The organism is Streptomyces sp. 4N124 (genome assembly GCF_052245395.1).
Taxonomy (GTDB): Bacteria; Actinomycetota; Actinomycetes; order Streptomycetales; family Streptomycetaceae; genus Streptomyces.
Genome location: NZ_JBQQBS010000051.1, coordinates 38,237 through 53,664 on the forward strand (window position 1 = coordinate 38,237; position 15,428 = coordinate 53,664).

Annotated in this window: 13 protein-coding genes and 2 pseudogenes; 4 read left to right on the plus strand and 11 right to left on the minus strand. The window is 65.2% G+C overall.

Going from position 1 to position 15,428, the window contains the following annotated elements:
• Positions 1 to 84 precede the first annotated feature (84 nt).
• Positions 85 to 999, plus strand: a complete 915-nt coding sequence (locus ACTWQO_RS36720) for an alpha/beta hydrolase (protein ID WP_443241715.1) — start codon at positions 85 to 87, stop codon at positions 997 to 999.
• Positions 1,000 to 1,491: 492 nt separating this feature from the next.
• Here the strand turns inward: ACTWQO_RS36720 and ACTWQO_RS36725 are convergent, their stop codons facing one another.
• From ACTWQO_RS36725 to ACTWQO_RS36750, 6 genes and pseudogenes are all read right to left on the minus strand, one after another.
• Complete coding sequence (locus tag ACTWQO_RS36725) at positions 1,492 to 2,241, minus strand: transposase family protein (RefSeq protein WP_443241716.1); 750 nt, start codon at positions 2,239 to 2,241, stop codon at positions 1,492 to 1,494.
• A gap of 425 nt (positions 2,242 to 2,666) precedes the next feature.
• Positions 2,667 to 4,445: an amidohydrolase gene (locus ACTWQO_RS36730; protein ID WP_443241717.1), complete on the minus strand. Its 1,779-nt coding sequence runs from the start codon at positions 4,443 to 4,445 to the stop codon at positions 2,667 to 2,669.
• A 431-nt stretch (positions 4,446 to 4,876) separates the two neighbouring features.
• Positions 4,877 to 5,125, minus strand: a pseudogene (locus ACTWQO_RS36735) (transposase family protein); the annotation flags it as partial.
• A gap of 468 nt (positions 5,126 to 5,593) precedes the next feature.
• Positions 5,594 to 6,529, minus strand: coding sequence for a DUF5996 family protein (locus ACTWQO_RS36740; protein WP_443241718.1), 936 nt, complete (start codon positions 6,527 to 6,529; stop codon positions 5,594 to 5,596).
• Between the two features lie 134 nt (positions 6,530 to 6,663).
• Positions 6,664 to 7,389 carry a flavodoxin family protein gene (locus ACTWQO_RS36745; RefSeq protein WP_443241719.1) on the minus strand — a complete coding sequence of 242 codons (726 nt, stop codon included), beginning with the start codon at positions 7,387 to 7,389 and terminating at the stop codon, positions 6,664 to 6,666.
• 14 nt (positions 7,390 to 7,403) lie between these two features.
• On the minus strand, positions 7,404 to 7,592 hold the full coding sequence (locus tag ACTWQO_RS36750) for a hypothetical protein (RefSeq protein WP_443241720.1): 189 nt from the start codon (positions 7,590 to 7,592) through the stop codon (positions 7,404 to 7,406).
• Between the two features lie 504 nt (positions 7,593 to 8,096).
• On the opposite strand from ACTWQO_RS36750, the gene ACTWQO_RS36755 reads away from it, so the two are divergent.
• The gene (locus tag ACTWQO_RS36755; RefSeq protein WP_443241721.1) at positions 8,097 to 8,408 is read left to right on the plus strand and encodes a hypothetical protein; all 312 of its coding nucleotides are present in this window, start codon (positions 8,097 to 8,099) and stop codon (positions 8,406 to 8,408) included.
• Positions 8,409 to 9,185: 777 nt separating this feature from the next.
• Complete coding sequence (locus tag ACTWQO_RS36760) at positions 9,186 to 9,662, plus strand: TetR family transcriptional regulator C-terminal domain-containing protein (protein ID WP_443241731.1); 477 nt, start codon at positions 9,186 to 9,188, stop codon at positions 9,660 to 9,662.
• Between the two features lie 234 nt (positions 9,663 to 9,896).
• Here ACTWQO_RS36760 and ACTWQO_RS36765 read toward each other — a convergent pair whose 3' ends face one another.
• Complete coding sequence (locus ACTWQO_RS36765) at positions 9,897 to 10,553, minus strand: hydrolase (protein WP_443241722.1); 657 nt, start codon at positions 10,551 to 10,553, stop codon at positions 9,897 to 9,899.
• Between the two features lie 357 nt (positions 10,554 to 10,910).
• Here ACTWQO_RS36765 and ACTWQO_RS36770 point away from each other — a divergent pair.
• Positions 10,911 to 11,149, plus strand: a pseudogene (locus tag ACTWQO_RS36770) (transposase family protein); the annotation flags it as partial.
• A 96-nt stretch (positions 11,150 to 11,245) separates the two neighbouring features.
• On the opposite strand, the gene ACTWQO_RS36775 reads toward ACTWQO_RS36770, so the two are convergent.
• The 4 genes from ACTWQO_RS36775 to ACTWQO_RS36790 form a co-directional block, all read right to left on the minus strand.
• A complete protein-coding gene (locus tag ACTWQO_RS36775) occupies positions 11,246 to 12,961 on the minus strand; it encodes a carboxylesterase/lipase family protein (RefSeq protein ID WP_443241723.1) in 1,716 nt (571 codons plus the stop codon).
• A gap of 179 nt (positions 12,962 to 13,140) precedes the next feature.
• Positions 13,141 to 13,296, minus strand: coding sequence for a hypothetical protein (locus tag ACTWQO_RS36780; protein WP_443241732.1), 156 nt, complete (start codon positions 13,294 to 13,296; stop codon positions 13,141 to 13,143).
• Between the two features lie 335 nt (positions 13,297 to 13,631).
• Positions 13,632 to 14,288: a response regulator gene (locus ACTWQO_RS36785; protein WP_443241724.1), complete on the minus strand. Its 657-nt coding sequence runs from the start codon at positions 14,286 to 14,288 to the stop codon at positions 13,632 to 13,634.
• Positions 14,285 to 15,370, minus strand: coding sequence for a sensor histidine kinase (locus ACTWQO_RS36790; protein ID WP_443241725.1), 1,086 nt, complete (start codon positions 15,368 to 15,370; stop codon positions 14,285 to 14,287). Before ACTWQO_RS36790 ends, ACTWQO_RS36785 begins: the two co-directional genes overlap by 4 nt.
• Positions 15,371 to 15,428 lie beyond the last annotated feature (58 nt).

The following is a 15,428-nucleotide window of genomic DNA, read 5'->3' on the forward strand; positions in this document are numbered from 1 at the left end:
CGGTTCCGCACTAGTTCCAAACCGTACAAGTGCTGTTTCGTACTGAACGTCTACGGAGCAACAATCTCACGAAGGACGTCACCCATGCTTCAGCACATCACGATCCCGCGCGGACCGATCAAACTCGCAGCCGCCCTCCACCTGCCCGACAACGCCGACAGCGCCGCTCCGTTGCGCGCCGTGGTGCTTTCCACGCCCGGCAGCAGCGTGAAGGAGCAGATCGGCGCCAACTACGCGTCCCGTCTCGCCGCCCGCGGCATCGCGGCGCTCGTCTTCGACCCCGCTCACCAAGGACAGAGCGAAGGCGAACCCCGTGACCTCGAAGACCCCTACCGCCGCGGCGAGGACATCTCCTACGCCATCAACGCGCTCACGACGACCCCTGCCATCGACCCGCACCGCATCGGCGTTCTCGGCATCTGCGCCGGCGGCGGCTACGCCGTACACACCGCCCGCACGGACCACCGCATCAAGGCGGTCGGCACGGTGGTCCCCGGCAACATTGGCACGTCGTTCCGCAGCTTCCAGCCCGACGGTCCGGCCGCCGCGCTCGACACCCTCGCCGACGCGCGCATCGAAGAGGCCCGCTCCGGCGAGGTGACCCGTGTGAACTGGCTGCCCGACACCCTGGAGGACGCCGCGGCAGCCGGGCTGACCGACATCGACACCACCCAGGCCATCACCTACTACCGCACCGAGCGGGGCGGCAACAAGCACTCCACCAACCGCCGCCTCTCGCGCAGCGACTCCCTCCTGCTGGGCTACGACGCGTTCCACCTGGTCGACCAGCTCATGACCCAGCCACTGCAGGTCATCCTCGCCGGACGCATCGGCAACACAGGCTCCTACGAGGCGGGCACGCAGCTGTGGAAGATGGCTCCCAACCCGGTCGACCTCATGGTGATCGACGGCGCCGGCCACTACGAAATGTACGACGAACCCGCATACGTCGACGCCGCCGTCGAACGGCTCACCAACTTCTATTTCAACAACCTGTAAACGTCCTGGTGTACGGACGTGTGATCTCCACGCTGGTCCCGCTCAACGAAAGATCCCTTCGGGCAGGTTCGCGCTGTTTGCGATCAGCTGTCACCGGCCCGGAGGGATGTTGACCGAGTCTGCCAGGGATGTCAGGGAGACTCTCGAAGCGTTCGAGCTGACCCGCTGCGCGTTCTCAGCCATCCAGTTGGCCGGGTGCGATCCGAAGACCGTTCAGACGTACGTCGACCTCCGTGAGGCCGAGCTCTCTCCCCAGGAGACGGCCCGCCGCCCGCGGATGATCGACGAATTCCTGCCGAAAATCGAGGAGTTGGTGGAACACTCCAAAGGACGATTCGACCCGCAAGGCCACCGAGCGAGCCCGGCGCACGTTCCGCACCCGCCTGTCCGACGGGGAGAAGACCTGCCGCGAGAGGATGGCCACCTCGGCGGTCGCCCACGACGCCGACCCTGCCCCGCGCCGTCCGCACGGAACTGATCCAGTGAGCTCTTTCAGCTTTGCCGCTCCAGAGTGAGGACGGCGGCGGAGATTGACGACATTCGATTCGGGCTGCACCGGGACCTGCGGAAGATCCGCCACGACTTCAGCCGCGCGACGCCGCGCTCGACTGGTGCCCGTGCGGCTGACGGTGCGCGGATGACGGTCTGTTGGGTGGGCGTGAGATCACCGCCCGGCGGGCGTCTGAGGGCTGTCGTCACCCACGGGCCGGCTCCGATGTAGGCGCGGTCGGCCAGGACCGGGATGCCCTGGCGTTCGCAGATCCGGATGATCCGGTGGGTCCGGGCCGCGGTCAGGTCGTGCGCGCGACCGGGCAGCGCGGGCGAGAGCCACAGCAGTTCCCCGGCAGGGTCGGTCACCACCTGCACGTTCACCCCGTGCCGACGGTGCTTGTGGGAGAAGTCGGCCCGGCTGTCGCCGACCCGGTCGCCCTCCGCCAGGGTGCCGTCCAGCAGGACGTAGTCCGGGTCGGCCTCGCGCAAGGCACGCAGCAGTCCGGGGGAACGGTCAGCGGGCAGGTCGACGGCGGCTGCCGCGTAGGCGTGGGCGGTGCCGACGGCGATACCGAAGCCGGCAGCGAGCTGGGCGATGGTGTCGTGCCGGCGCAGGTACACCAGACCGACGAGCGCGCGTTGGTGCGGCGGAAGCTTGCAGCGCCGGTCACCCTCGCGGGTGACGATGAGCATGGTGACCCACTCGACCAGGGCGTGAGGCGGGTCGAGTGCGGCAGGATAGGAAACCAACAAGGCTCCTGTGCCAATGAGTTGAGACGTCGAACACCTCCCTCAACGGCACGGGAGCCTTGTGCGTTGCGGACACCGATCCCGTCACCCAATCAGTGGCAACGCTGAAAGAGCTCACTGCCAGGAAAAGAACAATCCGCACAGATGTATTCAGTGTCAGAAGTGTTAGGGCCGTCGTGAAAGTGCCGTTCCCGCTCGACATCCATCAGATCACCCGCGCCTATGTCGGCGACTACATGTCCATAGTCAAAAAATACGTGATCTGCCGAACGGGCCGGGTGTGCGGGCCTACTTCGCCGGATTCGCCAGCTCTTTTGCCGAAGCGGCCCCGGGCCGGACGGGCTCATCATAGTTCCCGCCCCAATAGCTTGCACAAGTCGCATGCTGTGAGTGGCGGCCGAGGAGGCCGCCACTCAAGCGTTGGCTTACTCGGCTCCGTGGTGGTAGCCCCCGAAATATTTGACGGGTGACCAAGCGGGCAGGATATCGGGCAGACGCGGCGTGAGGGTGCTGTAGTCCTGCGCCCCGAACACCACCCTTCCATCCAGGACTGTCAAGACGGAGCAAACATGTTTGATCTGATTTTCAGGAACAGTGAAATAGTCCCTGTCCAACAGTGCAAAATCCGCCAGGTGTCCTGGAGCGATCATACCCATTTCGGATTCTGCGTTCATGAACCATGTTGGACCACTGGTAAACAGCTTGAGTGCCTCGACTCGGGACAGGCGATTAGCCTTGGCAAGCACTTCAGACCCGGATGCCGACTTTCCAGACACCATCCAGCTGACGCCTACCCACGGGTTGAAGGTGGCTGCCCGGAAAGCATCGGTGGTCATGGCGAGAGGGATTTCGCTATCGACCAGCTGGCGCAGCCGCGGAGTTCTCAGAGCCTTTTCGCGGCCGTGCGTTTTGATGAACCCATCTCCATGCAGCGCCATTTTGGCGTCCAAGGCAATTCCGCCGCCAAGCCTTTTGACCCGGTCAATGTTCTCCGGAGTGATAGTTTCGGCGTGTTCGATGCTCCATCGCAAACCGTCTAGCGGCGTTGTTTCGTTCATCTTCTCCAAGGCGTCAAGGAACGGCGTGATATTTTCGTTGTAGCTGATGTGCATGCGAAAAGGGATGCGCCGCCGGACCAACTTAGTGACATTTTCCTCGACGTGTCGCCGCATCTGGTCGGGGTCGATGATGACCGCCGGACGGTCGAAATTCTCATGATCGTGCACTTCCGCCTGCAACACTTCGCCGGCGCCACGATATTCGTGGCCATGTTCCAGGGTCGGGTGCAGGTTTTGGCCTGGGCCGATGGGAGCGGTTTTGGTGATCGCTTCAATGTGTGCGTCCACCATATTGATTGGGCTGCCGTCGCCGAGTTGTATGTCGACGAAGGGCATGCGGACGTTGAGGCGGTTGTCGCGGGCCAGGACGTCTACGGTGGCTTGGGGTTTGGGGTAGCCCTCGCTGCCGCCGGCATCCACGATCGAGGTGACACCGAAACGGTTCAGGGCATGGACGGTATGGATCAGCGAGCTGACTTCTTCGTCGAACGAAAGTTGCGGGACCATGGTCTCCATGGCGAGGAAGGTGAATGTGTATCCGTAGATCACACCGGTGTAATGCCCTTGACCGTCCTTCTCGAATTCGGTTCCTGGCAATTCAGGAAACCGATCGGTGCCCACGCCCAACAATTCCATCGCCTGCTTATTCAGGAAGGCGCGATTATAGGCATATTGCACGATCAATGGACGGTTATGCACGGCTTCGTGCAGCTCGTCCATCGTAGGGAACCGATTCTCCTCGAACTGGTAGGGGGACCAGCCGCCGATCACTTTGACCCAGTGCCCCTCAGGCGTTCGCTCCGCCTGCTCGCGCAGCATGCTCAGCGCGCGACGTAGCGTGGGTACGCCGTCCCACCTTATATTGTAAGTGTAGCCACTTTCGTTGAGCACGTGAGTGTGCGCATCGATAATGCCCGGAATGAGTCTGCGGCCACGCGCGTCGATGATCTTCGTTTCTGAATTTTTCAAACTCAAAATTTCCGCATCGGGACCAACCGAGTAGATGCGGCCGCCCTTCACGGCTAAAGCGGATGCTTCGGCCTGTCCGCGGTTATTGGTGAAGATTTTTGCATTGATTACGATCAAATCCGCACCGGGGGGATTCTGCGTCGATTGCGCTTGGGCGTTGGGCATAATTCCAGTCATTTGTCCTCATTCAATTGAAACTTATGGAACACGCTAGGAAAAAATGCAGATCACTGGGGGTCGAATAGGGAATTGAGATCGGCATCGACCGGGCCGTTCTGGCCAGGTTGACGGTTATGTCCTGCGGCCTCAGCTCGCGCGTCAAGGCCTCCCGCCTTAGCTGAGGGTGACATCCGTTCCTCGCTCTGCCGAGGCAGACGCGATTGAGCATTGCGTCAACAGACCGCTGGCGCCGCCGGTGATGCCGAGGGTGAAAACGTCCACCACGACCACTCCGTTCACTCGAAGTGACTCATCGGCTCCATGCCGACGGGGCCTGTTCCTGATGCCAGTTGCTACGCGAGCCCACAGATCGGGCATCTAGTTGATGTATCAAGTGATGAGGCTAGTGTAGATCACGCATGCACACAAGGCGCGGGATCGTGAGCCTTTCAGCGGTGCCGCTCCAGGGTGAGGATGGCGGCTACGATTGACGACATGCGGTTGGGACTGCGGCGGGCTCTGTGAAAGATCCGCCAGGACTTCAGTCGTGCGACGCCGTGTTCGGCCGGGGCGCGTGCTGCTGACAGCGCGCGGTTGACGGTTTGCTGGGTTGGTATGAGGTTGCGCCCTGCTGGGCGTCTGCCTGGTGTTGTCACCCATGGGCCGGCTCCGATGTAGGCGTGGTCGGCGATGATCGGGAGCCTCGTGCGTGGCGCACCCTGTCGGCGTCACCCGATCGGTGGCCGAACTGAAAACGCTCCGTCAGAAGCAGCCCGCCGCAAGGTCGAGATCCATATCGTCCTCGACATCGTGCACGTGCTCTAGAAGTCATGGGCGGCAGCGCGGTGTCTCCACACCGCCATCGATCCCGCCGCCGAAGACTGGGGGGGGCGCCAAAGCCGCCCGGATCCTGGCCGGTGACGCCCTCGCAGCCGTCGCAGCCATCCGCACCGAGGCCGACCGCACGGGCCTGTCCCCAGATCAGCGGGCCGCCGCGGACAAAGCCTGCCGCTACCTGGAGAACAGTGCCGCCTTCGTCCACTACGACCAGGCCCTCGACGCCGGCTGGCCGACCGCCTCGACATCACCGGCAGCCGCTGGAGCGTCTGCGGAGCCGAAGCCGTCCTCACCCTCCGCGCCTTCATCAGCAACGGCGACTTCCCGGCTTACAGAGGTTCCGTCCACCGGAAGGGGTCGTCTTCCAGCGCGGCACGGTCCCAATGTCCGCGCACTGCGGCGGCTTCGTAGGTGGTGTGGAGAAACTCGGCGACGGCGCGGTCAGGGTCGGGCGCGGCACGGACGGCTTCGTAGGGCAGAAGGAACTGCTGAAACTCGGCACTGAAGTAGGCGCCTTCGGGGCCGACCGGGTGATCGGCGAACCCGCCGGGTTCGGGGTAGGCGTAGGCGTAGAAGGCGCCCTCCTCTCCACCGCCGGGCCAGAACCCGCAGCTGGACAATTCCCGGGAGTAACCCTCGACCATCACCCAGTCTCCACAGTTGGGTACGCCGCCGGGGTGCGGAGGAGCCGACCGTCCCGAGAAGCGGGTGCAGGCGAGATCCATCCCTCCCCAGAAGAAGTGCACCGGGCTGACCTTGCCGACGAAGTGCGACCGGAACTCGCCCATCACCCGGTTCGCCTGCAGCATCTGTCGCCAGAACAGGGCAGCAGCTTCTCCGTCGTAGGAGGCGTGGTCGTGGTCCTCGGCAAAGGGGATCGCCGGCTCGACCTCGTTGGGGTGCGGATGGATCGGGGCGTCGATCCCGAGCTCGTCGAGCGTGTGCAGGACCTGGGTGTAGAACTCGGCGACCGGCATGGGCCGGAGCGGGAAACTTCGCACGCCACTGTCGCTGCTGCGGACTTCGAGCTGATGGCCGACGAAGTCGAATTCGATCTCGAAGGCCCCAGCGCGGTACGGGATGGTCGATGTCGTCAACCCGCGGGGGCTGACGTACAAGGTCACCTGCCACCAGTGGTTGAGCAGCGGAGCGTGGGCCATCCGGATCTTGCCCACGATCTGGGTCCACATGTGCAGAGTGTCGCGGGTGGCGGTCCAGTCCGAGACCCGGAGGCTCGGCCAGTTCGTCGTCGCTGGTGTGGTCATCGTTTCTCACATCCTTGACAGCACCATCAGTGGGTGGCGGTCGTCGAGGCGCGTAGATATCGATCGTTGGGGACAACAGACCGCTTGGGGGAACCTGCGCGCGCCGGGGCTTGTCGTCCCAGAGCCGCAGGTGGTCAGCGGTATTCGGGATTGGTGTTGTCGGGGTGGCAACCGGCGTCCCAGGCCGAGCGCTGGTTGCCGTAAGCCGGAAACCCACCGGTGCTGCGGATCATCGACGCGAGGTGGAGCAGGTTGTAGGTCATGAACGAGATGTTGCGGTTGGCGAAGTCGTTGTCCGGGCCGCCGGAACCTTCGTCGAGGTAGGAGGGGCCTGGGCCGACCTCGCCGAGCCAGCCCGCGTCGGCCTGGGGCGGGACGGTGAAGCCGATGTGTTGCAGGCTGTAGAGGATGCTCATCGCGCAGTGCTTGAGACCGTCCTCGTTGCCTGTGAGCAGGCAACCACCGACGCGTCCGTAATAGGCGTACTGTCCCTGCTCATTGAGCACGCCGGAATAGCCGTAGAGCCGCTCGATCACCCGGCGGGTCACCGAACTGTTGTCACCGAGCCAGATGGATCCACCGATGACCAGGATGTCGGCAGCGAGGACCCGGGGCAGCAGTACGGGCCACTCATCGGTGTCCCATCCGTGCTCGGTCATGTCCGGGCGGACGCCGGTGGCGATGTTGTGGTCGACGGCGCGGATTTGATCCACGCTCACTCCGTTCGCCTCCATGATCGCCACGCTGCGGTCGATGACCCCCTGGGTATGGCTGAGGTCTGGGGAGCGCTTGAGGGTGCAGTTGATGTACATCGCGCGCAGCCCGCTGAAGTCGGGCTTGTCATTCACGGGCACATTCATGGGGCTCCTTGCTTTCAGATCAGGACGCCTTCGATCTCGACGCCGGGGCTACGGCCGTACGCGTCCGCGCAGGCGCCCCTGGGTTCGAACCGGCCAACCACGCCGAATCGGTTGACGTCGCTCCACGAACCGGCGCGGCCGCCGCACAGCGACGGTCCGCTGCACCAGTAGAGACCCGCCCCGTCATGTAGATGACGCGTCATCTACATTAGCACTGACACTTGATGCGTCAACTAGCGGTTGATCCGCCGAGGCATGTGGATGTTGCTCCAGCGAGCGGTGCCGCCAGCACCAGTTCGCCCGCGGGGTAGAGGGCATCGTCTGCGAGGAGACCGCGCGGTGCCGGCCGCGATCATCTTCGTTGCCACCTCGGCATCAGCCGCAACGCCGTTCGCGCCACCTGCGCGCCGCCGAGGGCCAGTTGAGCCGCGACCTGCTGATACTCGGGAGCGGCATCCACGGCGTCGTCCACGCCCTCCACGCCACCGCAGCACGGGCACGCTGAGCACCGTGCACAACAGGCGCCCGAAGCTTCCGGGTGGCGGTCATCTGTCGCACGGGGGTACAGGTGACGCCTTTCCGACAGAACGGGGAGAAATCATGAAATTCAAGCGCACACTGCGCGTCGCGGGCGTATCAGCGGCGGCGGTGGCGACCACCTTCGCCATGGCCACCGGCGCTCAGGCGGCAGACCCGGACCATACGCTGTGGACCAACGACGACCGCCCCGGGGCAAGATCGAGTTCACCCGGAACGGGGACAAACTGGAGGTCTGTGACGACCAGCCGGACGGCCTGCGCGCCGTCGCCTACGTCATCAACCCCGACGGCACCCAGCGCTACGGGATCGCCGCCAGCGGCTCGGGCAACTGCACCGACAGGGACGACAGCGACGGCTCGCGATACAACCTCAACGAGAACAAGAGGTACACGTTCAGGGTCTGCCTGGACGAAAACGAGGACGGCTCCGGCGACGACTGCTTCTGCCAGTCGCGCAAGTGGCGCGCCGGGGCCGGGTGACCTGCCCGCAGCCCGCCACATCCGCACGGACAAGGAATAGCTCATGCCCGCACAACGCCTGTCGGCGTAGGACCGCTGCTCCCAAGTTGCGTACGGACGAACGTCCCTGGCTGTCAGGCCACTTCGGTCTCCTGCTCGATGGCCTTGAGGCGGTTCTCAGCCGGTAGCTGGGGCCGTTGACGGAGATCACGGCTGACGGAGGCGGGACCGGGGCTCTTTGCTGCGCGGGGCCTGGCTCCGGTGGAGACGGATGCGCCGGAGCATGGACGGCCACCGGCCTCGCGCGGTCGCGCCGGTGTGAGGTCAGGCTCTCATCCCTGGCGTCGAAGGTGCCAACCGATTCCACGCCCGGAAAGCGAGAGCCCGATCACTAGAGCGTATGGGGCCGTCTCGACGGCTGCCCCCTGGTCTGCGATCCATCCAGCCCCGAGACACTGCGCCTGCCGCACGAGCGGGTGGCGGAAAGCGTCGAAGAAGGCCGGGGAACTGGGCCGTCTGCTCCTGCAGGGCCACTTCGATCTTCGTGCCGGCCGGGAGGAGGTTCGGCTGTCCGCCCTGGCGGCTGATGCGTGGACCGCTGGGGCCGTCGGCCGCACCCGCCTGGAGAAGGGACACCGGCGCCAACTGGTCACCGTGGTCGGGACGGTGACCGTCTCCCGGTGCGCGCTGCGCTCTCGGCCGCGAGCGTTCGATGCCGAGGCGGCGCTCGAGAAGGCGATGGTGGTCTTCTGGCGGGAGGGTTGCGAGGGTGCCAGCCTCGCAACCCTGACCGAAGCCATGGGTATCTCCCGCAAGAGCAGGTACGCGGTCCTCGGCAACAAGAAGAGCAGCTCTTCCGGAAGGCGTTGCAGCGCTGCACGGAAGGTCCCGGCGCAACGTCGTCCAGGCGTTGCGCGCACCCACCGCCCGCGAGGTGGTCGCGGCGTTCCTCGCTGGCTCGGTGCGAGCCCACACCCGGCCCGGATGCCCACTGGGTGCCTGGGCGTACAGGGCGCGCTGGCCGTCGGCGAGACCGGGCAGGTCGCGCGCGACACCCTGACCGAATGGCGTGCCCAGAGCCAGGTGCACCTGCGCGACCAGTGCCAACGGGCTGTCGCAGAGGGCGACCTGCCCGCCGACGCCGACCCGGAACTGATCGCCCGCTACGTCATGACGGTCGCGAACGGCATGGCCGTGCAGGCGGCGGGTGGTGCGGCGGGCGAGGACCTCCAGCGAGTGGCCGGCGCCGCTCTCCGGAACTGGCCGCCCTCCTGACAGCTGCCGCGCTTGAAGCAGCCGACCAGTGAGGTTCGCCACCAGGATCAGTTTTCCTGGACCGGGCTGTCATCGGGGGATCCGCAAGGTCTGAGGTTCTGTGCTCAACACGCAGAGGACCATGCGGTGCCCGAGCCTGTTCCAGCGGCCTCAACCGGTTGGATCACGAACTGCGGCTGGAGTATTGACGACAGGCAGTACCCGACACGGATCGGTGCCGCGGCAGCGGTGACGTCAGGCATCGTTTCCAGTGGGCGTGGCCAGGAACTGCTGCTCCCAGGCGAAGGCCACACCGCTGGCACCGCCGTGCTGCGCCTGGACCTCGACGGTGCCCGATATGGTCTTCTCGCGGGCCCAGTCGCGCTGCCACTCGGCCATCACGGCCATCCAGGTGATCGGGGTCACGCCCGCCTGGATCATGCGCTGCACCGCCATATCGTGGGCCTCCTTCGAGACTCCACCCGAGGCGTCGGTGACGGCGAAGACCTCGAAGCCCTCACCCGCCGCCTGTATCGCCGGCATCGCCAGACAGATCTCCGTCCAGAGGCCGGCGAGGATCAGCTTCTTGCGTCCGGTCGCGTTGACGGCATCCACGACCCGCTCGTCCTGCCAGGTGTTGATGAAGGTCCTGTTGATCGGCTTCTGCTCCGGGAACACATCCTGTACCCCCTGGATCAGCAGGCCACCTCGCTCTTCCAGAACGGTCGTCAGAATGGTCGGGACGTCGAACGCCTTGGCGGCCTTGGCGAGCCCGACGACGTTGTTGATGATCATCGTCGGTTCGTGGCTGTGCAGGTTGGCGACCTGGAACGGCTGGTGGTCGATCAGGACAACCACGCTCTCCTCGGGCGTCAGCAGCGCGCCGAGTCCGGCCTTGTTCTCAGTGCTCACGAGATTCCCCTTCTGGAACTTTGCGTCCGCGGGTCTCCGGCAGTGCACCGACCCCTCGATACCCCGCAGTGAGCCAGCTACGGTTGGCCGGGCCGGCGACCCCAAACCATTTGGTTGACGCGTCATCGACCCTAGGTGTCGATCGGTGATGCGTCAACTAGCAACGGTCTTGGGTGTTCAGGCGAACTGGTCAGGCATGGCCCCGTCGTCCGGGAAGCACAACTGGGGGGACCGTGTTACGAGTTGAGGCGTGACAGCGGGTGAGGTGTCGGTGTTGGTGAAAGGCATGATTCATTTGTGACGGTCAAGGTCCGGCCGCAGGGCTGACGCCCGCCACCAGCTCGTCTTTGTCGGCCCGCCGAGGGAATCGAGCTCCGCCTCGACGTCACCGGGATCCAGGTCCGCCGGCTTCTCGCCGCCGCGGCGACGGCGCCCGTTCGTCTCCGTCAAGAAGAAACAGAACGCCATGAAGGCCACCGTCATCGCCGACTTGCGTGGCCGCACGGTATGGGCCGATGCCCTGCGACCCGGCCGCACGCATGACGCCACGGCCGCCCGCAGCGAAGGCATCGCCGACTGCGTCCAGTACTTTCCCGCCGGTCAAGCCTCCGGGCGGTTTCTGCTGGGAGGCCATGACCGGCTGACGGAACTGTCGGCACCCTGGTCGCCAGGCTCGCCAGATCGCATCGTTGCTAAGGGATCGGTCCGTCGTAGTCCATCCAGAAGTCGATGGCGTCCGGCCGCGGCCGGGTTGCCAGCGCGCTTCCTTCACCAAATTCCATGACCTGCTCGGGTGATCGCGCCACCGTGGGCCAGACCGGCAGGCCCGATCCGTTCGGGTCGCCCGTACGCACGAAATTGACCCAGTAGGCGCTCATCTGGTCGCGCAATCTGTAGTCGACCTCTTCGTATGCGGCGTCGTTGTCCTTCCCGAGGTTGTCATAGGCGTACATCACCTCCGCACCGTGATAGGCGCCGAACTTCTCGAGGCCTTTTTCCGGTGGGACGCGAGTGAAGTAGTAGAGGTACGCGGCTGACTCGCCCGTTTGAGTCTGCAGGCGCGCCCAGCGGCGCATGGAGCGAGTCATGATCTTGTCGGTGTCGGCCTGCAGACGGGACTTCAGCACTTGTTCCTGGTTCTCGCCGGGGTACAGACGCAAAAAGCGCTCGGCCTCCGCGCCATACGTCTTGTGGGCCGACTTCTGATACTTGTCCACGTCGGTGTCCGGTGGGCTGGCCAGAGCGAGCGAAGCCTCGTCCGCGTTACTGCCGAGAAGGATCGGCACGTCCAACTGTTCGCCGGACGCGTAGATCTCCGCCGGCGGTCGGTCCAGAAGGTGGCCGTCGATGGAGGGACGCCAGTGGGCGTCGAGTGACTTGGCCGCGTCGAGGATGCGCTTGACGGGCATCTTGCGCATCTCCTCCACGGAGGCGCCCCCCAACTTCTCGCTCAGACGTCTGCCGGCGTCCTCTGCCACCGCCTTGATATCGGCCTGATCGTCCTTCTCGGTGCTTCCGGCCGTGCCCATGCAGGCACCGCTCCCGGCGATGATGCCGTCCACCAGCCCTTCGGCGAGTGGCGTCGCGCCCAGGATGCACACGCTCGCGCCGCCGGCGGACTCTCCCGCGATCGTCAATTGGTCCGGGTCACCGCCGAACGCCGCGATGTTCTGCCGGATCCACTTCAGCGCGGCAATCTGATCGAGGATTCCGTAATTCCCCGAAGCGTTTTCCTTGGATTCTGCCGCGAGTTCCGGATGGGAAAGGAATCCGAGCACTCCCAGCCGGTAGTTGAGTGTGATGACGATTGCCTCACCCCTGGAAGCGAGTGACTCGCCGTCGTAGAGCGGCAGAGCTCCGGAACCGGTCGTGAACCCCCCGCCCGGAACGTAGACGAGCACGGGAAGCTTCGCCGAGGCGGGCTTCGTGCTGTGCCAGATGTTGAGGGTGAGACTGTCCTCGCTGACCGGATACGGGTTGAGGAACGTGTCCTCCAGAGGTATGTCGACGACCTGTGAAAGCGCTCGCGTGAAGAAGGTTGACGTGCCTTGAACGGGAACGTCCGAGAACCGGTCGGCGGTGAACACCTCGGGGCGCGGCTCGGGAGGCTGCGGCGGACTCCACCGCAAATCTCCCACGGGGGGCCGGGCGTAGGGGATGCCCGCGAAAATCTCAACCGTGCGCTCGTCGTTGAGGACGCCTCGCACGGCCCCCTCCCGCGTGGAGACGAGCGCGGAAGGCTGGGGATCGGTCCCGCCCGCGACGCGGTTCTGCGCAGGTGGGTAGACGAGGACGGCAGTGGTACTCACGAGTGCTCCGGCAAGCAGCCAGGCCCCCACCTGGAGCAGGGCCCGCCCTCGAAGCCACCAGTGTGCGGTCACACCCAGGGTCGCCACCAGCGCGCCCACGACTGCCCAACTCCACCACGGGCTCCGGTTGAGCCATGCAAGCACGGCCGCGATCGCGGTCAGGGGAAGGAGGGGTACCCAGTACTTGGGAGATCGATTGAACCTACGACGCCGACCTGCGTCTACAGTGGCGTTTGCTTGATCAACGCCCGTTGGGTGAGTCGTTTTTCCGGTTCGCACTAAACCAATCTTTCGTTTCCTGGACAGCGCACACCTACGTGCCGGCAGTCGATCGGGTCGTCGTGCCCGAGGACGCGCACCCGGCCGCCGGCCGGAGCGGCGAGGCCCTCCAGCAGTTCGACCGTGGACCTCTTGCCGGCGCCGTCTGTTCTCATGCTTCAACCCTCTCCGTGGAGGCGCGGGGCACCAGTGCCGCCCTGTCACCAGCGGGCATGACAAATGTCAGAACGGCGGCTGTGTGCCAGGGAGGCACGCCCGTTCAGTACTCCAGCAGCGGTTCGGGTCCTGAGCTGGTGATCGTCGTTGACCAGGCGTGGAGGGCGCGGCTGAGTTCGGCTGCTGGACTGGGAGTTGGAGTCGGTGTTCGAGCGGGTGGCAGGCTGGTTCGGTCGGGCGGATCTGCGACGGCGAATGCGGGACATCGGCGGCGGTGACCTCCACCTGCCCCAATTGATAACCGCCGCCGCACGCGTCTCCGGACGGGTGATCGTCAGTTGACGACTCCGTGCTCCCACGCCCATGCAGCGATCTCCACACGGTTGCGGGCCCGCAGTTTGTCCTGGATCCGGCTCAAGTGGCTTTTCACAGTGCTCAGGGAGAGGGTCAGCTCCTCCGCGATCTCGTTGTTCGTTCGCCCTCGCGCCACGAAGCGGACGATCTTGTGCTCCTGCGGGCTCAGTCGCTGTGTGGCGGCCGAGTTCTCGGTGTGCTGCGGTGGGCTCAGGTGCTCCAGAAGCCGCACCGTGACAGACGGGGAGATGAGAGAGTCCCCTCCGGCCGCGGCATGCACCGCCTCGATCAGCAGCCGAGGGCCGGCGTTCTTGACCACGAAGCCGTTCGCTCCGGCGCGCAGCGCGCTGTATACGTACTCATCGAGGTCGAAAGTGGTCACGATGACGATCTTTGTGTCGTCCGTCGCGTTCCCCGGCGTCCGCCGGAGCTGCCGGGTGGCCTCAAGCCCGTCCAACTTCGGCATCCGGATGTCCATGAGACACACGTCGGGGCGCAGCCGACGCACCGCCTCGACAGCCTCCACACCGTCGGACGCCTCACCGATCACGGATATCTCGTCCTGTGCCTCCAGGATGAGGCGGAAGCCCGTCCTCACCAACTCCTGGTCGTCAGCGATCACTACTGAGATGCTCACCGCGGTTTCCTGTCTGCCCAATTCAGGGGTATCGATGCGGATAGTTCCCAGCCGCCTTCCGGCATCGGTCCGCTGCTGAGTTCACCGCCGAGTTCGTGGACCCGCTCCCGCAGACCGATCATGCCGAACCCACTGGGCAGGAACCAGGACCGTCCGTGATGCTGGCTGCTCCCGTTGTCCCGAACGTGGATGACCAGCCGGCCCGACGCGACCTCCACCCCTACGTGTACGGCGGACGCGGTGCGGGCGTGCTTGCGTACGTTGGTCAGACCTTCCTGAACCAAGCGCTTCGCGGTCTTGGCGAGCTGCGGTGGCCAGTCGTCGGCTTTCACCTCCTCGGCGATCTCCAGCGAGACACGCTGCCCTGCTGAGTCGGCACGCCTGACGAGTTCCTTGATGCTCGTCATCACGGGTGTCACCGCGGCCTGCGCCGTCGCAGTTTCAGAGGTGCGCAGGAGTCCGACCATGCGTTGCATCGCCACCAAACCGTCCTGGCCGGTCTGCTCGATGTTGCTGAACAGGCTCCGTGCCGTCGCGGGATCCTTCTCCACGATGTGCTCGCCGGCCTGGGCCTGAACAACGATGGCGGTGACGTAATGAGCCACGTGATCGTGCAGATCCCGAGCGAGGTCCAGCCGCTCGGCCCGCCGGACGTCGCGTGCGGCCGCCCGGCGCCTGCCGTCCTCACCGCGCAGATAGCCGCCCAGCAGCACGAAGGCCATGGGGAGGAGGACGAACAAGCCGTCGATGTCCCTGAACACCGGCAGGTCCAACACCACCGGAGCACGCTCCTGCGTCCGTATCGCCGCGACGAACAGCGGAACCGAGCACACCATGACCAGTGGCGGCCGTGCATAGCGACAGGTCAGACACAGCAGGGCCAGAAGGCCGCACAACTCGGCCCAGCCGGGGGTGCGTTGCAACACCGCACCTTGCACCAAAGACGTGGTCAGCAACGAACAGGCCGCCACGCAAAGGCTGAGCCCACACGCGACGACATGCCAGCCTGTGCCGTACAGCCATGTCTGCGCCGCTGCGACTCCCAGGGCAAGGGCTCCGCTCGACAGGACTGCCAGTCCCACATGACTCCTGCTCACGACAGACGCGTCAAGCAGGAAAGACAGTAAGCAGAAGCCCGTC